The organism is Mesorhizobium sp. LjNodule214 (genome assembly GCF_964252735.1).
In the GTDB taxonomy this organism is placed as follows: Bacteria; Pseudomonadota; Alphaproteobacteria; order Rhizobiales; family Rhizobiaceae; genus Mesorhizobium.
Genome location: NZ_CAXUPE020000001.1, coordinates 625929 through 651053 on the forward strand (window position 1 = coordinate 625929; position 25125 = coordinate 651053).

A 25125-nucleotide genomic window follows, 5' to 3' on the forward strand; every position below is an offset into this window, starting at 1 on the left:
CGCTGCACTTCGCCCGTGCAACTGTCACCCCAGGAACTTGGCGATGATCGCGTCGCCCATCTCGACGGTGCCGACCTCGGTCATGCCCTCGGACAGGATGTCCTTGGTGCGCAAGCCCTGGTCGAGCACGGCGGCGATAGCGCCTTCGAGCTTGTCGGCCTCGGCCACCATGCCGAAGGAATAGCGCAGGCACATGGCGAAGGAGGCGATCATGGCGATCGGGTTGGCGATGCCCTGGCCGGCGATGTCGGGCGCCGAGCCATGCACCGGCTCGTAGAGCGCCTTGCGCTTCTTGGTCTTCACATCCGGCGCGCCGAGTGAGGCCGACGGCAGCATGCCGATCGAGCCGGTCAGCATGGCGGCGATGTCGGACAGCATGTCGCCGAACAGATTGTCGGTGACGATGACATCGAACTGTTTCGGCCAGCGCACCAGCTGCATGCCGCCGGCATCGGCCAGCATGTGGTCGAGCTTGACGTCGGCATAGCGCGCCTTGTGCGTCTGGGTGACGACCTCGTTCCACAGCACGCCCGACTTCATCACGTTGCGCTTTTCCATCGAGGTGACGTGGTTCTTGCGCGTCCGCGCCAGCTCGAAAGCGACGCCGGAGATGCGCTCGATCTCGAACGTGTCGTAGACCTGCGTGTCGATGCCGCGCTTCTGGCCGTTGCCGAGATCGACGATCTGTTTCGGCTCGCCGAAATAGACGCCGCCGGTAAGCTCGCGCACGATGAGGATATCGAGACCCTCGACGACCTCCTGCTTGAGCGAGGAGGATGCGGCCAGCGCCGGATAGCAGATGGCCGGGCGCAGATTGGCAAACAGCTCCATGTCCTTGCGCAGGCGCAGCAGGCCGGCTTCAGGACGCACCTCGTAAGGCACCTTGTCCCATTTCGGCCCGCCGACGGCGCCGAACAGCACCGCATCCGCCGCCATCGCCTTTTCCATATCGGCATCGGAGATCGCCGCGCCATGCGCATCATAGGCGCAGCCGCCGACCAGGCCTTCGTCGGTGGCAAAACCACTGCCCAGCTTTGCGTTCATGGCCGCGATCAGCTTCTTCACCTCGGCCATCGCCTCGGGGCCGATGCCGTCGCCGGCGAGCAGGAGAAGATTTTTCGAAGCCATGGAGAACCGTCCCGGAAAGAAAGTTGAAATCGCGGCCTTGCTAAACGCCAAGCGGCCGGTGCGCAAGCCTGCGCGTGGGAAGCGTGGTCACCGGTGCGAGAGGATATTGACCAGCTTGCCGAACGGGTCGCGCACGTAAAAGCGCCGCACGCCCCAGGGTTCGTCGGCCGGCCCGTATTCGATGGCGAAGCCGGCGGCCTTCATGGCGTCGAGCGCGGCATCGACATCGTCGACCTCGATCGAGAGGTCCGGCACCGGCGTGCCGGAGCCGCCTTGGGCCATGAAGCTGACCTGCACGGTCATCGTGTCTTGCGAGCCGTAGGTGGCGATCCAGCCTAGATCCATGAGCACATCGAGGCCGAGCACATCATGGTAGAAGTGCTTTGCCGCAGCCAAGTCCGGCGTCTCGATATTGGCGACGATGCGCCGGACCGTCATGGCTTTGGTCTCCTCATGCCGTCCGCCGCAGCGCCGTGACCTCAATCTCGATCTTCATTTCCGGCTTGTTGAGCTGGCACACGATCATCGTCGCCGCCGGCCTGATCTCGCCGAAGGCTTCGCCAAGGATCGGGAAGACGACATCCACGAAAGCCTGGTCGGTGATGTAGTAATGCGCCCGCACCACATCCGCCATCTCGAAGCCGCCGTCCTGCAACGCCTTGGCAATCGTCGCCAGGCAATTGCGCGTCTGCGCCTCGACCGTCTCCGGCATCGTCATGGCCGCGTAGTCGTAACCGGTGGTTCCGGACACGAAGCACCAGTCGCCCTGTACGACAGCGCGTGAGTAGCCGGCGGCTTTTTCGAAGGGCGAACCGGTGGAAATGAGTTTGCGCATGAGGCCTCGCGAAATCGTTGCGAGCATTTTGCGCGGAAAGGGCGGGGCTGACCATGGGCCAAGCGGTTGATGTCGGCGGGACAGCACCCCCTCGCATAAAAGCCTAATTCCCCGAGCCCAGCGCCTTGTCCAGCGCTTCCTTCACATCGGCCGGCCACGTCGTCACCGGCGGCCAGGCGTCCGGCTCGGGCTTGTCGCCCTGGCGGGCGAAGTAGAGCGTGTGCTTGGCCGGGTCGACGGCCATGAAGCCGTCATTGCCGCCGCAATCATGCGGCACGCAGCCGCTGGCGTAGAAGGCGCCCGACGCCGTTTTTTCCGTGCCGCCGCCAACCAAAAGGCTGGTCGCCATGTCGGGCATTTCCTTGCCGAGCAGCGTCTCGGCCGCCTTGTAGACAGCCTCGTTGTGGAAGGCATCGATGATGTTCTGGTATTTGGCCGGATCGACATCTTTCCAGTCGGTGCCGGGTTCCGGCACATAGCTGAGATTGCCAGAGGTCGTCAGCCCTTCGGTGGGCGACCATTGCAGCGCCGGCCTCGATTCCCCCGGCAGGAGATAGGGCACGAAATAGATGGCGTTGTCCGACACCGCCGCCGGCGGCGCGCCGCATTCGTCCTGCTCAACCGTTGTGGTCTGGATGGAGCCGCCTTCCGGCTTCCACACGATCACCTTGGCCGGGCCGCACTGATTGCCGCCGTCGCCGACATCAACCAGCGCCACATTGACGCCGCCGACCTTGACGACCTTGTCGAAGTAGACGTCGTAATTGCTCGCCAGCAGCTTGCCGTCATAGGCCAGCACCTTTTCACCGTCCTGCTCCGGCTGCGTGATGGTCAGTTGGCCGCCCTCGAACGGGATCGGCGCCTGCTTGTCGTCGTCGGTGGGCGCCGCATCGGTGGTGCTCGACGATCCCTGATCGGCCGCGCCCTGGTCGGTTGCCGGCTGGTCGCCCGCTGCCGGGGTCTGTTGCGCGGCGGGCGTCTGCGTCTGGGCATAGGTGCTCGTCGCGGGCAGTACCATCAACGCCAGTACTGAGGCGCCGGCCAGAAGCGAGCGTGTCATGACCGTCCTCCGTTCAACGCCATGCCGGCCATCGGCGCCGCTTCGCTAGCCGCTCAGATCCGGCCGTTCAGGCCCAGGGGCGCTGCTCGGCGTTCTTCTTCTCGAACGAGTCGATGGCGCCGGCCTTCTCCATGGTCAGGCCAATATCGTCGAGGCCATTGAGCAGGCAGTGGCGCTTGAAGTCGTCGAGGTCGAAGGTGACCACGCCGCCATCCGGGCCGCGGATCTCCTTGGCCTCGAGATCGACCGACACCGTTGCGTTGGAACCGCGCGAGGCGTCGTCCATCAGCTTCTCCAGATCTTCCGGGCTGACGGTGATCGGCAAAATGCCGTTCTTGAAGCAATTGTTGTAGAAGATGTCGGCGAACGAGGTCGAGATGACGCAGCGAATGCCGAAATCGAGCAGCGCCCACGGCGCGTGCTCGCGGCTCGACCCGCAGCCGAAATTATCGCCGGCGACCAGAATCTGCGCCTTGCGATAGGCCGGCTTGTTGAGCACGAAGTCCGGGTTTTCCGAGCCGTCGTCCTTGTAGCGCATTTCGGCGAACAGGCCGCTGCCGAGCCCGGTGCGCTTGATCGTCTTGAGATAATCCTTGGGGATGATCATGTCGGTGTCGACATTGACGATCGGCATCGGAGCGGCAACACCGGTGAGCTTGGTGAATTTTTCCATGGGTCTGCCCGTCTTCTTTTCGTTGCGGGGGATTTGCTGGCGCCCGGTTTACACAAAGCCGCGGGCAAATAAAAGGCAGCTGTTTGCGCATGACGTTTTGGTGGCGGACCCGCCCCGTCTCGACCGGGGGCCTCCAGCATGCAGCTGGCGCTCTTCCCCTGAGCTACGGGCCGCCGCGATGGCTGTATCATGCCACACGTCAAAACTGAAACCCTGGAAAAAACGGCTTCGAAATCGCGTAGCCTTGGTGCAGTCTGGCGATCATGACTGGACGATCCCGCATTCTTTACGCCAGCGAGCCGACGCTCGACATCGCCGAGTTCCGCCGCGTGCTGGTGGAATCCGGCCTCGGCGAAACGCGCCCCGTCGATGACGGGGCCCGGCTGGAGAAAATGCTTTCGGGCGCCAATTTGGTGCTGACGGCGCGTCTCGACGCCGAGGGCAAGCCACTGCTCGGCGTTGCCCGCGCCATGACCGACTTTGCCTGGGTCTGCTACATTTCCGAACTCGCCGTCTCCAAATCGGCGCAAGGGCTCGGCATCGGCAAGGGCCTGATGGACGAGGCGCGCCGGCAGCTCGGGCCTTCCGTCGCCATCAGCCTGATTTCCATGCCCGACGCCGTCGGCTTCTACCAACGGGTCGGCATGAAGCGCATGCCCGACGCGTTCTGGTTCGGCCGCAAGGGCTGAATCCCGGCCACCATCTCACGAAGCAGTGATCCTCCACCTGAATGCGGCGCCTTGACATGCAACCAAATGGTTGCATATTAAAGCGCATGAGCATGGATGCAGTCTTTCGCGCACTGGCCGACCCGACCCGCCGGCAATTGCTGGACAGCCTCCATGCCAAGAACGGACAGACGCTGAACGCGCTGTCCGGCGAAATCGACATGACGCGCCAGGCGGTGACGAAGCATCTGGCGATCCTGGAGGAGGCGAACCTCGTCACCGCCATCCGCAACGGGCGCGAGAAGGAGCACTACCTCAACCCCGTTCCTATCAACGAGATCGCCGAACGCTGGATCGGCAAGTTCGAACGGGGGCGACTGAACGCCCTCAGTAATTTGAAGAAACGACTTGAAAGGGAAGAGCCGTGAGCGACAACACCTTCGTTTATGTCACCTACATCCGCACCACGCCTGAAAAGCTCTGGGAAGCGCTGACCGAGCCGGAATTCAACCGGCAATTCTTTCTCTGCTCCTATCAGGAGAGCGACTGGAAAGTGGGGTCCGACTGGAAGCTGATCTTCCCGGACGGCCGCGTCGCCGACAGCGGCGAGATCCTCGAAATCGACCCGCCCAGGCGCCTGGTGATCAAATGGCGCAACGAATGGATGCCCGAGGTGAAGGCCGACGGCTACACGCGCTGCACCTTCACCATCGAGCAGGACGGCGAGATGACGAAACTCGCCGTCACCCACGAGGCCGACGGTCCGCACAAACTGATCGCGAACGTCGCAAAGGGCTGGCCGCTCGTGCTGTCGAGCCTGAAGAGTTTGCTCGAAACTGGCAAGGGCTTTGAGCGCCCACCGTCAAAGGCGGCCTGAAGCTCGTTTCGATTCCGAAACAGTCCTTTGTGGAGGTGGAAAATGCTGCTCCAACATTCCTCGCCGCAGGCCATGGCGAATGGCGAGACGGTCATGGCATCGGCCGAAATTCCCGCCACTCCCGAACTGGTGCTTGCGGCGCTTGTCACCGACGAGGTCGAGCGCTGGTGGGGCTCCGCGGACACCTACCGTATGACCGGCTGGACGGCCGACCTCCGCGTCGGCGGGTATTGGAGCGTCACCGTGCGCACGGCCGGCGGCATGCGCCTGCCCGCCAGCGGCCGGTTTCTGGAGGTCGAAACGCCGCGCCGGGTCGTGCAGACACGAATATACAACTGGGATCACCCGACGCTTGGCCGGCATGAAACGACGGTCGCCTATCTGCTGGAGCCGGTCGGCGGCGGCACGCGGCTCACAATCTGCCATGGTGGGTTTGCCGGGTTTGCGGACGCGGCGGCCGAGCATGCAGATGGCTGGGCGCGCGTGCTGGGCTGGCTGCAGGGGTATCTTGATGCGGGCAGGCGGGTTGCGGCTTAGCCCAGTAGCGAATTGGGTGACGTCGGCGCTGCCCCTCATTGCCCTGCCGGGCATTTCTCCCCGTAAACGGGGAGAAAGAGGCTGGTCGCAACCTGGCGGCCTTCCTGCAACGCTCGGTGATTGGCGAAATCGCCGGGAACATGGCCCCCCAGCCCGGTTTACGGGGAGAGGATGCCGGCAGGCAGGTGAGGGGCAGCGCCAACGTCCGAAAGCGAGAGTCCCTAACCCTCAAATCACATTCAATTCTCGAAACGCCCGACCTTCCGCCACCCTGCCATACCCAAACGCCGAGCAATCCACCGTCCTGTACCCGCCATGCACGATCAGCTCGGCCAGCGCCTTGCCGACCGCCGGCGCCTGCTGCAGGCCGTGACCTGAAAAGCCGTTGGCGAACAGGAAATTCCCAACCTCGGGATGCGGGCCGATTACCGCGTTCTGGTCGAGCGTGTTGTAGTCGTAGTGTCCGGCCCAGGCGCGTGTCGGCTTGATCGCCTCGAAGGCCGGGATGCGGGTCGCCAGCACCGGCCAGATCACCTCTTCGAACAGCGGCCAGTCCGGATCGAAATCCTTGGGATCGGCCGGGCCGTCGCCCTCCTCCGGCTCGGCGCCGCCGGTGATGTAGACCGAACCTTCCGGCCGCACATAGATGCCGGAGGGATCGACCAGCAGCGGCATGTCGGGATACTTTTCACGTGCCTCGAAGACGAAGACGTTGCGCTTGCGCGGCTCGACCGGCAACGCCAGCCCGGCCATGGCAGCCACCTTGCCGGCATTCGGCCCGGCGGCGTTGACGACGATGCCGGCCTCCAGCCTGTCGCCATTGACCAGGGTCACGCTCACAACACGATCGCCCTGCCGCTCGATGCCGGTGACGTCGGCGGTGATGAAATCGATCTTTTTCTCGCGCAGCGCCTTGCGGAACAACATCAGCATCGCATGCGCGTCGAACCAGCCCTCGCCGGTTCGGCCATAGGCGCCGGCGGTGATGCCCTCGGCAGACAGCCACGGGAAGCGTCGCACCAGCGCATCCGCATCTTCGAGCACGATGTCGGCGCCCTCGGCCATCTGCGCCTCATGGTTGGCCTTCAGGATAGGCAGCCCGTTCTCGCCGGCCAGGATGAGATAGCCGCCTTCGCGAAAGCCGATATCGGCATCCGGCCCAAAGGTCTCCGTCAGCCGCCGGAACAGCTTTAGCGTGAACTGCGACAGGCGGATGTTTTCCGGGATCGAGAATTGCTGGCGGATGGAAGCGCAGGACAATGTCGTTGCCGCATGGGCGAATTGCGGGTCGCGCTCGATAAGCGCGATCGAGCCCGAGAACCCCTCCTCGCGCAGGTAGTAGGCGACCGAGGAGCCGACGATGGCTCCACCGATGATGACGATGTCGTAGCGCACTCTTTTCTCCGATCCGCCGCGCGCATCCTTCATGCAGCAGGCAAAGTGATCTCGAAGCGCGTGCCGCGTTCGGAGTCAACCAGCCTGATCGTGCCATCATGCGCTTTCAGGAGGGCCAGCACGATGCCAAGCCCCATGCCGGTGCCGCCGGACTCGCGGCGCGTGGTGAAGAACGGCTCGAAGACCTTGGCACGGTTGCTCGGCGAAATGCCGGCGCCGTCGTCGCTGATATGGACGGTCGCCTTGCCGTCCGCGCTGGTCGCCGAGAGCGAAACTGCCGTGGCGCCGTGCCGCGCCGAATTGTCGATCAGGTTGGCAAGCACGATGGCCGCGTTTTCGCCGGAGATGCGCAAGGCGATGTCGCCGCCCGCCTCAACCTGCACAGCCAGCCTGTTTTCGACCGGCAGCAGCGCCAGCGCCGCACCGATCGAGGTGGTATCGCCGCTCGGGGCAAGGTTTTCGGCCCGCGCCAGGTCGAGCAGGCGGCGCACCAGAAGATTGAGCCGTCCGGCATCGGTGACGATGTTGTTGGAGAACCGCCGCCGCTCGGCCTCGTCCATCGCCGAACCGGAATCGCGCAAAAGCTCCGCCGCGCCCTGGATCGCCGTCAGCGGCGATTTCAGCTCATGCGAGACATGGGTGGCAAAAGTCTGGATGCTGTCGGAGCGCGCCTGCAGCTTTTCAGCCATGTCGAGAAAGGCCGTGGAAAGCGCGGCCATCTCGCGCGTGCCGTGGTGATCGAGCGGTCGCATCGCCGCGCGGTCGCCGGCGGCGATGCGCCTGGTCCGTTCGATCAGCCCGTAGATCGGCCGGCTGACGGTGCGCAGGAAGACCAGCCCGATCAGCAGCGTGCCGCCGAGAATGGCGATCGCCGCCAGGGTCACCTTGCCGCGCTCGCCATAGAGATGCTTGACGATGTTGTTCGGCGTCCGCGACAGATAGACCACGCCGGCGACCTTGCCGTCGACAGCGACCGGCATGGCGACGAAGACGCGCACCTTGGTGCCGCGGCTGACCGAATAGAGCGGCGGCGCCGGCTCCTCGGGGATCCGCAGCCTGAGCGCGCTGGCGTAGCGGCCGGCGAGCGCCTCACGCACCTCTTGAACCGCGCCGAGCGACTGGCCGACCTCTTCGCGCCCGGCAATGACGACGCCCCTGGGGTCGAGCAGCCGGAAGCCGGCCAGTGTGGTTTTCTGCGTTTCCGTGAGGAGGCCTGACCGGCGCGAGCCGATTGCCGCGAAGTCTGGATCGACGATGGCGATTGTAGCCGCCGGCCGGGTCGGCAGGACTGTGTCCGAAGCGAGATCGAGACGCGGTTCGATCGGCCGGTAGGGCGAGCTTGAATTGTCGGTCCGGCTCTCGGCATCGCTTCCCGGTGCCGGCATCGGCACACCGAGTTTCCCAGAAGGGATGCCGGCCTCGCGCACGTCCTGCGCATAAACAGCGGCAAGCACGGCGCCTTGCGCGATCAGCTCAGCCTCGGTCTGGCGGATCAGCTGGTTCTCATAGAGCCGGAAGAAGAACAGGCCGACCAGCGGCAGCGCCATCACCACGACCAGGATGGCGATGACGACCGTGGCAAGGCGCGGACGCCATTTGTCGGGGGTCACGCGCCGCACCGGCCGAGCCGGAAACCGACGCCATGCACGGTCTCGATTGCGTCGGCGCAGCCGGCGGCCGCCAGCTTGGCGCGAATGTTGCGGATATGGCTGTCGACGGTGCGATCGGCGACATGGATGTTGGCGGCATAGGCGTTGGCCATCACCGCCTCGCGGGCAAGAACATGCGAGGGGCGCGCGAGGAAGCCTTTGAGGATCGCGAACTCGATTCCCGTCAGCGCCAACTCCTTGCCGTCGAAGCTGGCGCCATGGCTGGCCGGCACCAGCACCAGCCTGCCATGCGAAAATTGCCGCTCGTCGCTCTCGGCCGGCGCCTGGCGGGCGCGGCGCAGGATGACGTTGACCCGCGCCACCAGTTCACGCGGGCTGAACGGCTTGGTGACATAGTCGTCGCCGCCCATTTCCAGCCCGAGGATGCGGTCGATCTCTTCATCCCGCGCCGACAGGAACAGCACCGGCACGTCGGATCGCTGCCTGAGCCGCCGGCAGACCTCCAGCCCGTCCATCTCCGGCATGCCGATGTCGAGCACGACGAGATCGGGCGCACGGCGTTCGATGGCCTGCAATGCGGCGGCGCCGTCGGATACCGAAACCGTCCTCATCCCCGCCTTTTCCAGCGCGAAGCAGATGATCTCGCGGATGTGCGGATCGTCGTCGGCGACGAGGATGTTATGCGGCATCGATCAGCGGCCCGGCACGTAAGGTTCGGAAACGGCAGGATTCACGAGCGCGCCGTTGCTGTCGAGATAGCGCAGAAGCCGCCAGTCGCGAAAGCTCCACGCGCGCCAGTTTCTCTGCTTGGTGCGATAGCGGGCTTCGGTCATCGCGTCGACCCCGTCGCGTTTATCAGCAAGGAATACTTTCTTTTGGTGGTCGAAAAAGCGATCGAGGGCCGGCAAGGCACTGGGGCCGAGCGAGCGGACATACTGGAGATCGAGGTGGGTGCCCGGGCCGTTCATTTCGTAGGAGCGGTCGACATTGTAGTTGGCGATCAGCACGGCAAAGTTGATGAAGCAGCAGACATAGAGCGTCGCCGATAACGTCAGAAGATTGGCGGACAGCAGCCATTCGCTGGATTTTCTCAGCGCGATGCGGGCGATGATCAGCGCCAGGCCCGCCGCCACCAGCCCCATCCAGACAAAGGCGGCGATGCGCAGATAGGTCAGCGCATAGATGCCGACATAGAGGTCGAGCCGCAGGATCGAAGAAATGACCAGCACGATGTTCTGCGCCACCCAGGCATAGACCAGCCGGCGGATCAGCGGATCCCCCGACGTTTCGCTGCCCGGCCGCAGCGCTGCCAGCACGAAGCCGGCGGCGAGCAGCGCAGTGACGATCAGCGGATAGGCGCCGCGATGTGCGTAGGCGGCGTAGGTCAGCCCGTCGGGGAGGGCGACGCCGCCCCAGAGATAGGTGGCGTCGAGCCCGGTCTGCAGCGCAAACAGGACGTTGAACACGACCAGCGCGCGCAGGATCGCGGCCTTGCCGAAGACGATGTCCTCGATCGTGGTGACGGCTTTTGTCACCGGCTGTGCATCGGCGGGCACGGTCGGCGCCAAACGCGGCAAGCGACGAAGAAGGCGCGGCAGGCGGGGACGCAGGAAGGCCCAGACGCCGGCAAGCACCAGCAGCCAGAAGATCAGCCGCGCCAGCTGGATAAGATCGAGCAGCGCGAACAGGTCGATCAGCCTGAACCAGTATTCGATGACCGGATTGGCGGCGCCGAACAGGGCCAGGAACACCGCGCCGAGCGCCAGCGGCATCGCCCAGACGGCGATGGCCGCCAGCCGGATGCGCCGCCGGCCAAGCCGCCGCGCCGCCTTGCGCCAGCGGAAGAAGTCGCGAATGAGCCGGAACGGCGCGGCGAGCAGGAAGAGTGAAAGCTGGCCGGCGACGCGGGCAAGGCTGGAACGCAGCCGTCCGGCGAGCGAAAGCGCAAACATCGCCAGCGCCACCAGCGCGATCACAACCGACAAAGGGCTGACGTTTTCGACCAGCGGCAGCAGCGCGACGAGCAGGGCGGCGGGCTTGAGCCAGAGCCTGGCGTCGCTGAAGGCCGAAGGATGCACGGCCACGACCGCGCCGGCGATCAGGATGGCGAACAGCAAGAAATTGATGCCGGCCGGCTGGCCGTAGAAGAGAAAATCCGCCAGCGCGACCAGCAGCACGGCGATGCCGAAGCGGCTGCAATAGCTCGGGGTAAGCAACGCCGTCATGAGCGAATTTTCCTCGCTTCTGCCGCGCGGCCGGCATAGCGCGGCGGCGATCTCGGGATGAAGGGCAGCAGGCTCGCCGTCGGGCGGACCTTCGGCGGATCGACCAGCCACCAGCCTTCGCAGCGCAGCCGATACGGCAGGGACCAACGGAGGTTTGTTCGCTCTTGCATGCCGCCTGTCTCGCAGGCTGGCAGGGAACAGACAGGGCGGTTTGGAGGAGGTTTCCTGCAATTGTGTGCAGTTTTCGTGCAGGGCGAAGAGTGCTTGCCTCTCCCAGTCTCTGGCGGCATAGATCGGGCATGACTGAAACCTACCGCCCGCGCCGCTCGGTGCTCTACATCCCCGGCTCGAACGACAGAGCGCTGGCCAAGGTCGCTTCGCTTGCCTGCGACGCCATCATCATCGACCTCGAAGATGCCGTCGCACCGGCCGACAAGATTGCGGCGCGTGAAAAGCTGGCGGGTATTTTTGCCGGCCGCCCGAACCGGCGCTGCGAAATGATCGTGCGGGTCAATGCGCTGTCCAGCGAATGGGGCGCCGACGATGTGCTGGCGGCGGCGAAGGTCGAGGCCGACGGCATCCTCTTGCCCAAGGTCGTCACGCCGCGCGACATCCTGGAGGCCGGCGATGTGCTCGACGACAATTTCGCCCCGGACACGGTCAAGATCTGGGCGATGATCGAGACGCCCAAGGCCCTGCTCAACATCGGCGCCATTGCCGAACTGGGTCGCGACCCGGCCTCGCGGCTCGCTTGTTTCGTTGCCGGAACGAATGATCTGATCAAGGAGACCCGTATCCTGGCCACGCCGGACCGACGCTATCTCATGCCCTGGCTGATGCAGATGGTGCTGGCCGCGCGCGCCGGCGGGCTCGATATTCTCGACGGCGTCTCCAACGATTTTCGCGATTTGGATGCCCTGGCGCGCGAATGCGCGGAAGCCGCCGCCATGGGGTTCGACGGCAAGTCGCTCATCCACCCGGCCCAGATCGAAGGGGCGAACCGCGCCTTTGCGCCGTCCGCAGAGGCAGTGGCCGCGGCACGCGCGGTGAAGGACGCCTTCGCGCTTGCCGAAAATGCCGGCAAGGGCGTGATCGCGCTGGATGGCAAAATGGTCGAGCGGCTGCATCTGGCGCAGGCCGAAAAACTGCTGGCGAAGGCGGCGGCCATCGGCGCATGATAAAGCCCTTGTGGGTTATGGGTACTTACGACAGGACTTGAAAATGAAACTCTACCGCTTTCTGTCCGCTCCGGACGATTCCAGCTTCTGCCACATGGTGACCGCGGCGCTGAACAAGGGCTGGCACCTGTTCGGCTCGCCGACCTACGCCTACGACAAGAAGACCAAGACCATGCGTTGCGGCCAGGCGGTGGTGAAGGACGTCGAGGGCCAGGAATACGGGCCCGACACCAAGCTCAGCGACTGGTAGGACACCCTTTACGCCAGCTTTTCCCAAGCGGCTCTGATTTCGTTGAACCGCGCATGTGCGAGGTCGTCGACGTCGTCGCAGCTGAAGTAGAGTATCGATAGCGCTGCAAGGAGGCCGGGATAGCCGGAGACGTAATCCATCTTCGCAAGTATCACGGGGACCGACAGTTGCTTGCGTTCAATTATGGAGATCGCGCATTCCGCTGTCATAGGCGCTGCTGGGTGGTCGAATTCGGATAGCCAAAAATCGACCAGAGCTAAGAGAGTGGCGGGTTCGGCGGCAGCACTTGCGGGCAGATGGCAGAGTTCACTGAGTGCAACAAAAGCAGCATTCGGCGAAATACCCACAGCGGTTGCGATCAGTGCCCGGCTTTGTGGAATGTCGTGATATGGCCAATTGCAATCGACCAGGTCCGCAAATTCTGCTTCCGTCATCTGGGTACTATTCCGCCGCCTCTTCGATCCGCTCCATATCATCGTCCGACAGGCCGAAATGGTGGCCGATCTCGTGGATCAGCACATGGGTGACGATGTCGCCCAGCGTCTCCTCGTTCTCGGCCCAGTAGTCGAGGATGGCGCGGCGGTAGAGCGTGATGCGGTTCGGGCCCTCGCCGGTCTGCGGGTTCCAGCGCTCGGCGATGCCGCGCCCCTCGAACAGGCCGAGCAGGTCGAACGGCGTTTCCAGCGACAAATCGTCCATGATCTCGTCGGTCGGGAAGTCGGCGATCTGGATGACGATCTCGCCGGTCAGCTTGCGAAATTCCTCCGGCAGATGGGCGTAGGCCTCCAGCGCCAGGAACTCCATTTCCTCCATCGACGGCGAAAGCTGGTCGTGCCAGGTGCGGGTCTTGTAGATGCGGGCCATGCTTTGTCCTTTGATCCCGGCATATAGGCTTTCACGCCGAAATCGGCAAATGACGCAGCAATTCCTGTTTCATGCTGTCGGGGAATCGCGTACGGGTCAGTTCCGGCCATGGATCAGGAGCTCTCATGCCGGACCTTTCCACCCTTGGACTTTTCGCGATTGCTTGCCTCGCTTTGACGGCGACGCCGGGGCCGGACATGCTTTTGATCGCATCCCGCAGCGCCAGCCAGGGGCGCGCGGCGGGCCTGGCGACCTATGCCGGCATCGCCGCCGGCACTTATTGCCATGCGCTGGCCGCCGCCTTCGGCTTGTCGCAGCTGTTCCTCGCCGCTCCCATCGCTTACGATATCGTCCGTTATGCAGGCGCGGCCTATCTCGCCTATCTCGCCTGGAAAGCGTTCCGTGCCGACGGCACGGCGCTGGCGCCGGTCGCCGGCCTGCCGCGCTATTCGCAAACCCGCATCTTCCGGCAGGGATTGCTGACCAACCTGCTCAACCCGAAGATGGCGCTGTTCGTGCTGGCGCTTTTCCCGCAGTTCGTGCAGCCGCAGGCCGGTTCCGTGGCGGCGCAGATCCTGGTGCTGGCGACCGTCCTCAATTTGATCGGGCTGATGGTCAATGGCCTGGTCATCCTGACCGCGAGCCGGATCGGTGCGGCACTGTCGAGGCGCGCGCGGTTTCAGCGGGCGCCCCAGCTTTTGCTGGGAACTGTATTTGCAGCGCTTGCGGCTCGGCTGGCCTTCGGTGGTCAACGCTAAGCACGTAACAACAGAGGAATAAATTCCCCATGAGTCTGCTTGACTCTTGGGGCGCCCTCTGGAATCTATAGGAACATAACAGGAACAATGCTGCTGAAAGTTGACCGTCATGGCGATGACCGCCGTGGCGCGGGAGACCGTTTTTGCCCTGCGCCGCCAGATCGCGAAGATCGAGGGAACGCTGCCCGAGCGCCTGGCGGCCGGCGCGCGGCCTGACGCGCGCGCTGACATCGATGTCCGCCCCGGGATCGCGCCTAAGATCACGCCCGAGATCACGATTCTCCGGCGCGGCATCGCCGTGGCCGCGCCGGATGCGTTTTTGCGCACCGGTGTCGAGCGTCTCGATACAGCGCTCAGCGGCGGCCTGCCGAAGGCGGCACTGAGCGAGATCCATGGCGCGGAAACCCGCGACGCTGGGGCCGTTGCCGGCTTTGCGCTCTCGCTCACCAGCCTGATCCTCAGGCAAGAGCCGCATTTGCCGGTTCTCTGGATCGGCACATCGGAGATTTTTCGCGAGGCCGGCTTTCCCTATGCCAGGGGGCTGCATGGCCTGTTCGGCATCGAACCGGAGCAGCTTCTGTTTTCCGAGGCGCCAAAACTCGTCGATGCGCTGTGGATCGCCGAGGAGGCCGCCCGCATGACGGCGCTCGCCGCCGTCATCCTCGAAATCCGCGGCAGCCCGCAGCGGCTCGACCTCACTGCGACGCGACGGCTGCACGCACGGGCGCAAAACGCCGGCCGGCCGGTCCTGCTTTTGCGCCAGGCCGGCGAGGCAGAACCCACCGCCGCACCCGTGCGTCTCATCGTGTCGGCCGCACCCTCGGCCAGCCGCGACACCATCGCCGGGCCGCTCGCCGGCTCGATCGGCCGCCCCGCCTTCACCGTCAGCATCGGCAAGAGCCGCACCGCTCTGCCCGGACAATTCACACTGGAGTGGAACCCCGATGAACACACTTTTGAGGAAAGACGGCAAGAACGGACAACGAATCCTGTCGCTGTGGTTCCCGCATCTGGCCGCCGAACGCATCCTGCGCCAGCGTCTGGGGCGGTCCTGGCGTTCCCGGCCGTCGGATCACCTGCCGCTGGTGATCAGCCATCGCGACCGCAACGCCCAGCGCATATCAGCCCTCGACGAGCGGGCTGAGGCGTTGCGCCTGAAGCGCGGCATGGGCATCGCCGATGCGCGCGCCATGCATCCGTCGATCGACATCGTCGAGGCCGATCCGGAGGCCGACCGCCGCCTGCTCGAAGGCCTCGCCGACTGGTGCGACCGCTACACGCCGCTGGTGGCGATCGACGGCACCGACGGCCTGTTTCTCGACGTCACCGGCTGCACCCATCTGTTCGGCGGCGAACGCGCAATGCTGGACGAGATTCTGTCGCGCTTCTTCCATCAGGGTTTTGACGTCCGCGCCGGGCTGGCCGCGACGCCGGGCGCAGCCTGGGCGGCGGCGCGCTTTTGCGGCGACCGCATCGTCGCCGGCGGCGAAGAGGAAGCGCTCCTCGCGCCCTTGCCGCTGGCCGCGCTGCGCATCGCGCCGGAAATCCGCGCCAGCCTAGAAAGCGTCGGCCTGCGCACGGCAGGCGCGGTGATGGCGGCTCCGCGCGCGCCGCTTGCCCGCCGCTTCGGCGCCACCTTGCTGTTGCGCCTCGACCAGGCGCTCGGCCGCCTCGACGAGGCGGTGTTGCCGCGGCTGCCGGTGGCGCCGCTGTCGGTCGAACGCCACCTCTCCGAACCCGTCATGCTGACCGCCGACATAGAGCGGCTGGTGAGCCTTTTGGCAAAGGCGCTGAAGAGCGATCTCGAACGCCGTGGCGAAGGCGCCAGGATGCTGGCGCTGCTGCTCTTTCGCGTCGACGGCGCTGTCAGCCGCATCGCTGTCGGCACCTCGCGCCCGTTGCGCGAGCCCGTGCTGATCCAAAAACTGTTCCACGAAAGGCTTGCCGCGCTGGAGCAGGATATCGATGCCGGTTATGGCTTCGACCTGGTGCGCCTCTCGGTGTTGTCGGCCGCCGCCTTCGACATGCAGCAGGCGGACCTTGCCGGCGAGGCGGAGGACAACGACGCCGACATCGCGTTGTTCGCCGACCGCATCCGCGCCCGCCTCGGCGAAGCCGCGGTGCTGAGGCCGGTCGCGATCGAGAGCCATCTGCCGGAGCGCGCCGTCACGACTGTCCCCTTCTCCGAGGCGCCGCAAAGGCGCGCGCCACCGAGGCAAATTAACGCCCCGCCAGCGACCGTCTTTCCGCCGGAACGGCCGATCCGGCTGTTCCGCTCGCCCGAGCCGATCGAGGTGCCGGCCACCGAAATGCCGGAGGGACCGCCGATGAATTTCCGCTGGCGGCGCGCGCTCTACCGCGTGGCGCGTGCCGAAGGTCCCGAGCGCATCGCACCGGAATGGTGGCGCCAGCAACCGGGCGAGGAAGAGGCGCCGACCCGCGACTATTTCCGCATCGAGGACAGCGACGGCCGCCGCTACTGGCTCTATCGCCAGGGCCTCTACGGCGCGTCCGAAGTGCCGCCGCGCTGGTTCATGCATGGGGTTTTCGCATGAACGCGCTGCCCGCCATTCCCTATGCCGAGTTCGGCATCCAGTCGAATTTCTCCTTCCTGCGCGGCGCCTCGAAGCCGGAGGAACTGGTGGTCGCGGCAAAGTTCCTCGGCTTCTCCGCGATCGGCCTTGCCGACCGCAACACGGTGGCCGGCGTCGTGCGCGCCTGGCAGCAGGCCAAGGTGGAGAAGCTTGCCTATCATCCCGGCTGCCGCCTGGTCTTTGGCGACGGCACGCCCGACATCCTCGCCTATCCGCAGGACCGCAAGGGCTGGGGGCATCTCTGCCGCATGCTCACGCAAGCCAATCTGCGCGACGAAAACGAAAAGGGCGCGACGCTGCTCAGGTTTTCCGACCTTCTCGAGTGGGGCGATCTGCTGTCGCTGGCGATCCTGCCCGACTTGCAGGCGGGCGCCGAAGACAGTTTTGATTTAATTAGCCGGCTTAAAGATAGGTTCGGCAAAGCGCTTCGGTTGACTGTCTCGCCGGATTATCGCGGCAATGACCGTTTTCGGATCGAGCAGGCGGCGGCGATGGCTGACATGACCGGCGTGCCGTTGATGGCGACCAACGACGTTCTCTACCATAGCGCCGGGCGGCGCTCGCTGCAGGACGTGCTGACCGCGATCCGCCTAAATACCCCCGTTGCCGAGGTGGGGCTGGAACTGACGGCCAATGCCGAGCGCCATCTGAAGCCGCCGCTCGAGATGGCTCGGCTTTTCCGCAGGCATCCGCAGGCGCTGGCGGAGACGCTGCGCTTTGCTGAAGAGCTGAGCTTCTCGCTGAGTGATCTCCAGTACAATTACCCCGACGAGCCGACGGAATCGGGTCTTGGGCCGCAGGCCGAGCTCGAACGATTGGCCAGGGAGGGGGCCGCCACGCGCTACCCGGCGGGCGTCCCTGCTTCCGTGACGCAGCGCATCGAGGAAGAGCTCGCTCTGATCGAGCGCCTGAACTACGCGCGCTACTTTTTGACCGTCTACGACATCGTCAAATTCGCCCGCAACCAGGACATCCTCTGCCAGGGGCGCGGCTCGGCCGCCAATTCCATCGTCTGCTTCTGCATCGGCATCACCGAAGTGGGGCCGGACCGCATCGACACGCTGTTCGAGCGCTTCATTTCCGAGGAGCGCAACGAGCCGCCCGACATCGACGTCGATTTCGAGCATGAGAAGCGCGAAATCGTGATCCAGTACATCTACGAAAAATACAGCGCCAAGCGCACCGCTTTAGCCGCCGCCGTCATCAGCTATCGCGGCCGCTCGGCGCTGCGCGAGGTGGCCAAGGCCATGGGCCTGTCCGAGGATGTCCGCAGCGCATTGTCCAGCTCGATCTGGGGCTGGTCGACCTCGGAGCTCGGCGAAAAGGAGGCGAGCGCCGGCGGCATCGACCGCAGCGATCCGCTGGCCAGGCAAGTGATCGAGCATGCCAACGAGATCATGGGCTTCCCCCGCCATCTCTCCCAGCATGTCGGCGGCTTCGTCATCACCCGCGACCGGCTGGACGAGATCGTTCCCATCGTCAAGACGGCGATGGAGGAGCGCAAGATGGTCGAGTGGGACAAGGACGATCTCGACGCGGTGAAGATCCTCAAGGTCGACGTGCTGGCACTCGGCATGCTGACCTGCCTGAAGCGTGCCTTCACCTTGCTCACGGATCATTATCCGGATGCGCGGGACCGGTATGGCCAACCCTATGTGCTGGCCACCCTTCCGCCCGAGCACATGGATGTCTACGACATGATCTGCCGTGCCGACACGCTCGGCGTCTTCCAGATCGAATCGCGCGCCCAGATGTCGATGCTGCCGCGCCTTCGGCCGCGCGAATTCTACGACCTCGTCATCGAAGTGGCGATCGTGCGGCCCGGCCCGATCCAGGGCGACATGGTTCATCCCTATCTGCGCCGCCGGCAGGGCAAGGAAAAGCCCGAATATCCGAAGCCTGAACTGGAGAAGATCCTCGGCAAGACGCTGGGCGTGCCGCTGTTCCAGGAGCAGGCGATGAAGATCGCCATCGAGGCGGGAGGCTTCCGGCCGGGCGAAGCCGACGAGCTGCGCCGCGCCATGGCCACCTTCAAGCGCACCGGCACGATCGGCAATTACCGCCAGCGCATGATCGACGGCATGGTCGGCAGGGGCTACGAGAAGGATTTCGCCGAGCACTGCTTCAAGCAGATCGAGGGTTTTGGCGAATATGGCTTCCCCGAAAGCCATGCCGCCTCCTTCGCCCTGCTGGTCTACGCCTCCTGCTGGTTCAAGACCTTCTATCCCGACGTGTTCTGCGCCGCGATCCTGAACGCGCAGCCGATGGGATTTTACCAGCCGGCCCAGCTTGTCCGCGACGCAAGTGACCATGGCGTCGACTTCCGCGACGTCGACGTCAATTTCTCCGTCTGGGACTGTACTCTGGAGGACTCCTCTTTCGATCCGAACCGCATGCTTGCGCGCCATGCCGAAATGCGCGGCGTCATCCGCACCAGCCATGCCGTGCGGCTCGGCTTCCGCCAGATCAAGGGCTTGTCGGAGGAACGCATGAAGCTTTTCGTCAATCGGCGCGGTTCCGGCTACGAGACCGTCAGGGATGTCTGGCTGCGCTCCGGCCTCGATGTCGACGAGATCGAGAAATTGGCGCAGGCCGACGCCTTCCGCTCGATCGGCCTCGATCGACGCGCGGCACTGTGGGCGGTGCGGGCGCTGGACGGCAAGAGCGCCGCCGAAAAACTGCCGCTGTTCGACCAGAAGGACATCCGCCTGCGCGATCTCGAGCCCGAGACGAGGCTGCCGAAAATGCCGCTCGGCGAGCATGTCATCCACGACTATCGCTCGCTCGGCCTGTCGCTGAAGGCGCATCCGGTGGCCTTCCTGCGCGAGCGGCTGGACCGCGCCGGCGTCACGCCGAATGCGCGTCTCCCGTCCGTCCGGGATGGCAGGCGGGTATCCGTCGCCGGCCTCGTCCTGGTGCGCCAGCGCCCCGGCAAGGGCAACGCCATTTTCCTGACGCTGGAGGACGAGCATTCCGTCGCCAATATCATCTTCTGGGAAAGGACCTTCACCCGCTTCCGGCCCATCGTCATGGGCGCGCGCTTCGTTCGCGTCACCGGCAAGCTGCAGTCGGAATCAGGTGTCATCCATATCGTCGCCGAGAAAGTCGAGGATCTGACGCCCTGGCTGTCGGCGTTGCTGGAGGAGGCCGCTGGCCAGCCAGGGTCCGGTCCGAAGAACGACCCGACGAGACCGATTAATCCGGATCGCTCCAGCCCGCCCACTACGCGCAACATGCCGGCAGGAAAGGACATCGCGACGCTGTCGGGCAAGGCCGAAAGCGTCATGCCCAAGGGGCGGAACTTTCAGTAGGGCCTTGGCGAGACGCCTTGGAAGCGTTGCTACGGTGCAAACTTCGATGCCGGCGGGACAGAGGGGGCGCGAAGGATCGCTGCAGAACGGCTTCTCTGCGTCACCGCCATTCCTCTGCCGATCCTATCGTCTTCGCAACGCCGCCTCGCGGCTATCTCGCCCTGTCCTCAGGACGGTCCGCTCAGCCGCGGTGGCGGCGGCGGCAGCACGTCATCGGCGGAAATCGTCCGTGCCTCCGAGGGCAGCATGATCGGAATGCCGTCGCGCACCGGATAGGCAAGCTTTGCCACCCGCGAGATCAGCTCACCGCGCTCCGGGTCCCAGGCCAGCGGCCCCTTGGTCAACGGGCAGGCAAGCAATTCCAGCAGTTTAGGGTCGACATTGGCCTTCCGCACGTCACGCCCGTCCGCCATCGTGTCCTCTTCCCAGCCTTGGATGTGTCTTTACTGCAGGCTCGAGCCAAAATCCTCATTCTCGCGCGCCAGCGCCATTTCGGTGATGGCGATCAGCGTTTCGGCGCGCGTCTTCAGGTCCGCCGCCTCGAGCAGCGCCTGCTTTTCGGCCGGTCCATAGGGCGCCATCATCGACAGCGCGTTGACCAGCATGGCGTTTTCGGCGCGGCTGACGCTTTCCCAGTCGGCTTCCAGGTCATTGGCCTGCAGATAGGCGCGAAACGCCTTGAGCAGCGACGGCCTGTCGACCTCGGACCCGACCTGGTCTTCGTCGAGATCGGTGAGAAAGGGGGCGATCCGGCATTGGCGAAACGGCGTCTTGACGGTGGCTTCATGCGCGATGCGGAAACGGCACACGCCCTGCAGCGAGATCAGGTAGCGGCCGTCGCCGCTCTCGGCCAGCGAGATGATGCGCCCGGCGCAGCCGACATTGCACAGCTCCGGCTCGCCGTCGTCGCGCAAGGCGCCATTGAGGCTGGGCTGGATGATGCCGATGAGCCGCGATCCGGCGATCGCCTCGTCCACCATCTGCAGATAGCGCGGTTCGAAGATGTTGAGCGGCATGCGGCCGCCGGGCAGAAGCAGCGCACCGGCAAGCGGAAACACCGGGATCGACGACGGCAGATCCGCGCCACGCCGGTAGTGCGCATTTCCCACCTGCACGTCAGTCCTCCCTTCGCCTCGCCAGCCCTGGAGCGGTTCACCGTTTCACGGAAATGCAGAACCGCTCTATCCACGCAATTCCGGACGGAAAACCGCTACGCACTTTTCCTGGAATTGCTCTAATCTGGCGCGCCAGCCGCCGGCCGCAAGCCCACCAGGCAAAAACAGCCGGCAAAACGCCTCAGGAAAACAGCAGCGACGACAGTTTGCGCCGCGCCGCGAGCGTCGCCTCGTCGGTCATGCCCCAGGCTTCGAAGAATTTCAGCAGCTGCGCCTTGGCGCCGTCGTCGTTCCAGGTCCGGTCGGCCTTGATGATCGCCAGGAGATTGTCGGCGGCCTGCGTGCGCTCGCCCTTGGCGTTCTGGATCATGGCGAGGTCGAACCGCGCCTGATGGTCGTCCGGATTGGCGGCCAGGCGCCGCTCGAACTCGGCCGGATTGCCGAGCGAGGCCGCCTGCGCGGCCAGCGCCATTTTGGTGCGCAGCGCGGCAAGTGCGGGCGCATCCTTCTTGGCTTCCGGCGCCCTGGCCAAAGTGGCTTCCGCGCCTTCCGCATCGCCGGCCTCGAACAGCAGCTCGCCCAGCCCGGCGATCGCCTCGATCGTCTCCGGCGCCTGCTCCAGCACCGCGTCATAGATGTCGGCCGCGGTCTGGATGTCGCCGGCCTCGCGCGCCTCCGCGGCCGCCGCAAGCGCCTCGGCCACTTGCGGGGCGCCGCCAGTCTTGCCGCCGATCTTCTTGATGAACTCGCCGATCTGGCTCTCGGGAATGGCGCCCATGAAGCCGTCCACCGGCTGGCCGTCCTTGAAGGCGATGACCGCCGGTATCGACTGGATGCCGAGCTGGCCGGCGATCGAGGGGTGCTCGTCGATGTTCATCTTGACCAGCTTGACCGCGCCGCCGGCGGCCTTGACCGCCTTTTCCAGCAACGGCGTCAGCTGCTTGCAGGGGCCGCACCAGGGCGCCCAGAAATCGACCAGAACCGGCTGCCGGCGCGATTCCTGGACGACATCGGCGGCAAAGCCGGCCGTCGTCGTATCCTTGATGACGTCCACCGGCACCTGGCCAAGCGCGGCCTTCGCACGCTCTGCGTCGGTGCCGCCATATTGCACTGTCGTGGCATACTGGCCGGCATTGCTGCCGAATTGGCCGCCGAACGGATTGTTATCGCTCATGTCGTCGCCCTTCCGGTCGCGCCGCCCACCAGCGGAGGGGCGCAACGTCCTTCCTAGAGATCAGTTTTCGCCATCCATGTGGCGATCATGCCGAGACTTTCAAGATAACAGCATCGTGTCCGGTTGCCTCGACGAATTTGACGAGATCGGCGGCAGTGATCGAGGTCGTCGCCTCATTGATCAGCGGATGGGCATTGATGACGTCATGCCCCATCAACTCCTGGTCGAGAACCACCTTGACCCGCCACTCGGTGTCGTTGATCAGGCCGAAAACCGTGACCGCGCCCGGCGTGACGCCGAGAAGCTCCATCAGCATCTCGGGCTTGCCGAAGGAGACGCGGCTGGCGGCGCCGATCAGATTGTGGATCTGCTTAAGGTCGACCACGGCCTCCTCGCCGACGCTGACCAGGAAGAAATTGTCCTTCTTGTCCTTGAGGAACAGGTTCTTGGTGTGGCCGCCGGGGATTTCGCCGCGCAGCGCCTGCGAATCGGCCACCGTATAGAGCGGCGGGTGCCGCCGCGTCGACACGGCGATGCCGAGGTCGGCGAGAAAGGCGAAAAGCTCGGCTTCGGTCTTCGGCATCGGTCTTCTCTTCATCTTCAACAGGGCCATGCCGTTTACGGCCAATGGTACCCTCCCGGCAAGGCCGTCCTGGAACGGACCGGCGAATCCTCGGTACCTCAAAACGGAGTCGGTCGCACTTGAGAGCTAGGCCAAAAAGCTCGTCATTTCCCTGTTGCAATCGCCGCGCTCTTCAGCCATATAGGCGCGGCTTGCGGCCCAAAAGCCGCGCGAGCGGGTGTAGCTCAGGGGTAGAGCACAACCTTGCCAAGGTTGGGGTCGAGCGTTCGAATCGCTTCACCCGCTCCAAATCTTCTTAGATTTGAAAAGCTTAAAGGGCCCGGGTATCCGGGCCTTTTTGCTATCTGGCGCCGGGGAGCGCCCCGGGAAGAGACGGTTAAAGCCGACGGCAAGCGGGAACGCACGGGTTGCCCCAGGCGACCTAGGAAGGCTCGCCAATCGAAGCCGCTACGTGCCGAATTGCCGTCGACTGGTTCTGCCCACCCAACCAGACAGCGCGGGACACAAGTCTAGCTGGATGATCTGCACGTGCTTTTCGTTCCCGGCGATAGTGATTCGGACCGTGAGGGGCACATCCAGGTTCATGTTGGCCTAAACTGCCGATAGGCAAACAATACCGTATAAGACTAATTAGATGCGATCGCAGTCGATGGTCCGCGGGAGGGACTGCCAATGGCGAGAGTTGAAGGCATTAGCGGTGTCGAAACGGTTCTGCGGGCGCAGCGCAAATACGCAGACCTGAAGCACTGGGAAAGTCAAATAGGTCTGACAATACCAGAGGCCTTTGTTCGCGGCATCCGACATATCGGCTATCGTCGCAATGTCGACGCTATCGCTGAACTGATCGACAATTCCATCCAGGCCTACTCACAGCGCGTCGACCTCGTTTTCGGCTACGATGAAGGCGTCTCGCTCAAAAAGCCTACGCAGATAGCGGTCATCGACGATGGCCACGGAATGGCGTCAGAGATGCTTAAGCTTGCGATGATGTGGGGCGGGACCCACCGCGAGGATGATCGCACTGGTCTCGGCCGCTACGGCTTTGGTTTGCCAAGTTCAGCGGTCAGCATCGGACGACGTTTCACCATCGTCTCCAAGGTGCTGGGGGGGCCACTCTTTGCCGCTACGTTGGATCTGGATGCCTTAGTCGCTGGAAAATATCGCAATTCCGCAGGAGATGTCGCGCTTCCATCTCCTCTACGAGCCAGACTCCCGGCTTTCATCAACGAGCACCTCGGACGCACTTTCCCGCAGGGATGGCATTCTGGAACAATTGTCCTCATCGAGAAACTTGACCGGCTTGATTGGGCCACCACGCTGGGGATGCGAACCAACCTTGTCCGGCATTTCGGAGTGACTTACCACAAGTTGCTCAACCAGACTGCGATCCATGTTGATGGTCGTCGCGTTCCACCAATTGATCCTCTATTCCTGACCCCCGAATGCGAGTTCTACTCACTAGACGAAGATCGCGCAAAGCCGCTCGACCGGATTGATATCAAGGTCCGCAATCTTGCCGCCGCCGACCGGGAAGGCCAGGTATCCCTCCGTTATGCGTGGCTTCCGCCGACGTTCGGCGCGATCGACAAGGCACGCGACGCGGTGGGGCTCAACGCTAACGCCCGCTTTCCGATCCTCAAGGACTATCACGGGTTAATCTTTAGTCGGAACGGGCGGATCATCGACGTTCAGTCGCGCGCACCCTGGACGTTGTTCATTAATAACGACCGTTATATCCGTGTCGAGGTGGAGTTCTCCGCTTCGCTCGATGAGATGTTCGGTGTCACCACGTCCAAGCAGCAGGTTTCCGTATCCTCGGCTGTTTGGGATGCCCTACGCCAGGCAGGCTTGCCAAAGGCGATCGAGCAACTCCGTGGGAAAGTTCGTTCGGCAAAACTGGAAGGGCGTAGTGTGAACGGTCTGCGGGCGAGCCCGACGGGCCTGGAAGAGTCATCCAAGGCGTTGGGTCTACGGGGGCACCGTCGACCTGAGCGGGCGGTTGCGCTGCTTATCCGAGATACGACCAGCCTCATCCTCAGTCCCAGCGAAAGGCATCCACTTTTCAACGGGACGGCTTCAACACTCGAGACCGCTCGAGCGCTTCGCGCACTCGTGGGCCACATCATCAATCGCGCCGGTTTGGCAGGAGGCCGTCGCCGGTCCGACTATGAGTTCCTGCTTGAAGATTGGTCAGACGAACTCGCACTCACTCTCGTCAATGAGGCGCCTCAAATCCCGGGCCGCACAGATGATATGTGCCCGGCGGACTAGCGCACGGTGCGCATTTTTG

At 64.3% G+C, this 25125-nt stretch carries 26 protein-coding genes and 1 tRNA gene; 12 read left to right on the forward strand and 15 right to left on the reverse strand.

The genetic code is table 11. The features are described from left to right. Positions 1-24: 24 nt before the first annotated feature. The 5 genes from leuB to leuD all read right to left on the reverse strand — a co-directional run bounded on the left by leuB (position 25) and on the right by leuD (position 3696). Entirely contained in the window at positions 25-1128 is a 1104-nt protein-coding gene (leuB, locus tag ACSQ3Z_RS03075) for a 3-isopropylmalate dehydrogenase (protein WP_436169908.1), read from the reverse strand. A gap of 87 nt (positions 1129-1215) precedes the next feature. Next, positions 1216-1566, reverse strand: a complete 351-nt coding sequence (locus tag ACSQ3Z_RS03080; protein ID WP_436169909.1) for a VOC family protein — start codon at positions 1564-1566, stop codon at positions 1216-1218. Positions 1567-1579: 13 nt separating this feature from the next. Next, entirely contained in the window at positions 1580-1963 is a 384-nt protein-coding gene (locus ACSQ3Z_RS03085) for a RidA family protein (RefSeq protein ID WP_436169910.1), read from the reverse strand. Positions 1964-2066: 103 nt separating this feature from the next. After that, a complete protein-coding gene (locus ACSQ3Z_RS03090; RefSeq protein ID WP_436169911.1) occupies positions 2067-3023 on the reverse strand; it encodes a hypothetical protein in 957 nt (318 codons plus the stop codon). 67 nt (positions 3024-3090) lie between these two features. Beyond that, positions 3091-3696, reverse strand: a complete 606-nt coding sequence (leuD, locus tag ACSQ3Z_RS03095; protein ID WP_120014521.1) for a 3-isopropylmalate dehydratase small subunit — start codon at positions 3694-3696, stop codon at positions 3091-3093. A 263-nt stretch (positions 3697-3959) separates the two neighbouring features. Between leuD and ACSQ3Z_RS03100 the strand changes: the two genes are divergently transcribed. From ACSQ3Z_RS03100 to ACSQ3Z_RS03115, 4 genes are all read left to right on the forward strand, one after another. Continuing rightward, positions 3960-4385 (forward strand): GNAT family N-acetyltransferase, encoded by a 426-nt coding sequence (locus ACSQ3Z_RS03100; protein ID WP_436169912.1) that lies wholly within the window; start codon positions 3960-3962, stop codon positions 4383-4385. Between the two features lie 92 nt (positions 4386-4477). Next, entirely contained in the window at positions 4478-4792 is a 315-nt protein-coding gene (locus ACSQ3Z_RS03105) for an ArsR/SmtB family transcription factor (protein WP_436171822.1), read from the forward strand. Next, complete coding sequence (locus ACSQ3Z_RS03110) at positions 4789-5241, forward strand: SRPBCC family protein (RefSeq protein ID WP_436169913.1); 453 nt, start codon at positions 4789-4791, stop codon at positions 5239-5241. Before ACSQ3Z_RS03105 ends, ACSQ3Z_RS03110 begins: the two co-directional genes overlap by 4 nt. A 42-nt stretch (positions 5242-5283) precedes the next feature. Beyond that, positions 5284-5778: an SRPBCC family protein gene (locus ACSQ3Z_RS03115; RefSeq protein ID WP_436169914.1), complete on the forward strand. Its 495-nt coding sequence runs from the start codon at positions 5284-5286 to the stop codon at positions 5776-5778. 228 nt (positions 5779-6006) lie between these two features. Here ACSQ3Z_RS03115 and ACSQ3Z_RS03120 read toward each other — a convergent pair whose 3' ends face one another. From ACSQ3Z_RS03120 to ACSQ3Z_RS03135, 4 genes are read right to left on the reverse strand one after another with little or no spacing between them, the layout of a single operon-like run. Beyond that, complete coding sequence (locus tag ACSQ3Z_RS03120; protein WP_436169915.1) at positions 6007-7173, reverse strand: NAD(P)/FAD-dependent oxidoreductase; 1167 nt, start codon at positions 7171-7173, stop codon at positions 6007-6009. Between the two features lie 29 nt (positions 7174-7202). Next, positions 7203-8720 carry an ATP-binding protein gene (locus ACSQ3Z_RS03125; protein ID WP_436171823.1) on the reverse strand — a complete coding sequence of 506 codons (1518 nt, stop codon included), beginning with the start codon at positions 8718-8720 and terminating at the stop codon, positions 7203-7205. A gap of 59 nt (positions 8721-8779) precedes the next feature. Continuing rightward, on the reverse strand, positions 8780-9472 hold the full coding sequence (locus tag ACSQ3Z_RS03130) for a response regulator (RefSeq protein WP_436169916.1): 693 nt from the start codon (positions 9470-9472) through the stop codon (positions 8780-8782). Between the two features lie 3 nt (positions 9473-9475). Next, complete coding sequence (locus tag ACSQ3Z_RS03135; RefSeq protein ID WP_436169917.1) at positions 9476-11008, reverse strand: DUF4153 domain-containing protein; 1533 nt, start codon at positions 11006-11008, stop codon at positions 9476-9478. 299 nt (positions 11009-11307) lie between these two features. Here ACSQ3Z_RS03135 and ACSQ3Z_RS03140 point away from each other — a divergent pair, with 299 nt between their 5' ends. Both ACSQ3Z_RS03140 and ACSQ3Z_RS03145 read left to right on the forward strand, forming a co-directional pair. Continuing rightward, complete coding sequence (locus ACSQ3Z_RS03140; RefSeq protein WP_436169918.1) at positions 11308-12186, forward strand: HpcH/HpaI aldolase/citrate lyase family protein; 879 nt, start codon at positions 11308-11310, stop codon at positions 12184-12186. A gap of 43 nt (positions 12187-12229) precedes the next feature. Next, positions 12230-12436: a DUF1737 domain-containing protein gene (locus ACSQ3Z_RS03145; protein ID WP_436169919.1), complete on the forward strand. Its 207-nt coding sequence runs from the start codon at positions 12230-12232 to the stop codon at positions 12434-12436. Between the two features lie 8 nt (positions 12437-12444). On the opposite strand, the gene ACSQ3Z_RS03150 is transcribed toward ACSQ3Z_RS03145, so the two are convergent. Continuing rightward, positions 12445-12870, reverse strand: a complete 426-nt coding sequence (locus ACSQ3Z_RS03150; protein WP_436169920.1) for a hypothetical protein — start codon at positions 12868-12870, stop codon at positions 12445-12447. Positions 12871-12877: 7 nt separating this feature from the next. After that, a complete protein-coding gene (locus tag ACSQ3Z_RS03155) occupies positions 12878-13300 on the reverse strand; it encodes a metallopeptidase family protein (RefSeq protein WP_404283819.1) in 423 nt (140 codons plus the stop codon). 125 nt (positions 13301-13425) lie between these two features. Here ACSQ3Z_RS03155 and ACSQ3Z_RS03160 point away from each other — a divergent pair, with 125 nt between their 5' ends. The 4 genes from ACSQ3Z_RS03160 to ACSQ3Z_RS03175 all read left to right on the forward strand — a co-directional run bounded on the left by ACSQ3Z_RS03160 (position 13426) and on the right by ACSQ3Z_RS03175 (position 19963). After that, positions 13426-14058: a LysE family translocator gene (locus tag ACSQ3Z_RS03160; protein WP_436169921.1), complete on the forward strand. Its 633-nt coding sequence runs from the start codon at positions 13426-13428 to the stop codon at positions 14056-14058. Between the two features lie 109 nt (positions 14059-14167). Continuing rightward, positions 14168-15202 (forward strand): ImuA family protein, encoded by a 1035-nt coding sequence (locus ACSQ3Z_RS03165; protein WP_436169922.1) that lies wholly within the window; start codon positions 14168-14170, stop codon positions 15200-15202. Next, entirely contained in the window at positions 15144-16613 is a 1470-nt protein-coding gene (locus ACSQ3Z_RS03170; protein WP_436171824.1) for a DUF6504 family protein, read from the forward strand. The genes ACSQ3Z_RS03165 and ACSQ3Z_RS03170 overlap by 59 nt, the downstream gene beginning before the upstream one ends. Then, a complete protein-coding gene (locus tag ACSQ3Z_RS03175) occupies positions 16610-19963 on the forward strand; it encodes an error-prone DNA polymerase (protein WP_436169923.1) in 3354 nt (1117 codons plus the stop codon). The genes ACSQ3Z_RS03170 and ACSQ3Z_RS03175 overlap by 4 nt, the downstream gene beginning before the upstream one ends. Positions 19964-20130: 167 nt before the next feature. On the opposite strand, the gene ACSQ3Z_RS03180 is transcribed toward ACSQ3Z_RS03175, so the two are convergent. The 4 genes from ACSQ3Z_RS03180 to ACSQ3Z_RS03195 form a co-directional block, all read right to left on the reverse strand. Continuing rightward, complete coding sequence (locus ACSQ3Z_RS03180) at positions 20131-20376, reverse strand: Trm112 family protein (protein ID WP_436169924.1); 246 nt, start codon at positions 20374-20376, stop codon at positions 20131-20133. Positions 20377-20406: 30 nt separating this feature from the next. Then, on the reverse strand, positions 20407-21078 hold the full coding sequence (locus ACSQ3Z_RS03185; protein ID WP_436169925.1) for an LON peptidase substrate-binding domain-containing protein: 672 nt from the start codon (positions 21076-21078) through the stop codon (positions 20407-20409). A 181-nt stretch (positions 21079-21259) separates the two neighbouring features. After that, positions 21260-22252, reverse strand: coding sequence for a thioredoxin (gene trxA / locus ACSQ3Z_RS03190; RefSeq protein ID WP_436169926.1), 993 nt, complete (start codon positions 22250-22252; stop codon positions 21260-21262). Between the two features lie 85 nt (positions 22253-22337). Further along, positions 22338-22835, reverse strand: a complete 498-nt coding sequence (locus ACSQ3Z_RS03195) for a prolyl-tRNA synthetase associated domain-containing protein (protein ID WP_436169927.1) — start codon at positions 22833-22835, stop codon at positions 22338-22340. A 213-nt stretch (positions 22836-23048) separates the two neighbouring features. On the opposite strand from ACSQ3Z_RS03195, the gene ACSQ3Z_RS03200 reads away from it, so the two are divergent. Both ACSQ3Z_RS03200 and ACSQ3Z_RS03205 read left to right on the forward strand, forming a co-directional pair. Then, positions 23049-23123 (forward strand) — tRNA-Gly (locus ACSQ3Z_RS03200). 384 nt (positions 23124-23507) lie between these two features. Then, complete coding sequence (locus ACSQ3Z_RS03205) at positions 23508-25106, forward strand: ATP-binding protein (RefSeq protein WP_436169928.1); 1599 nt, start codon at positions 23508-23510, stop codon at positions 25104-25106. Positions 25107-25125 lie beyond the last annotated feature (19 nt).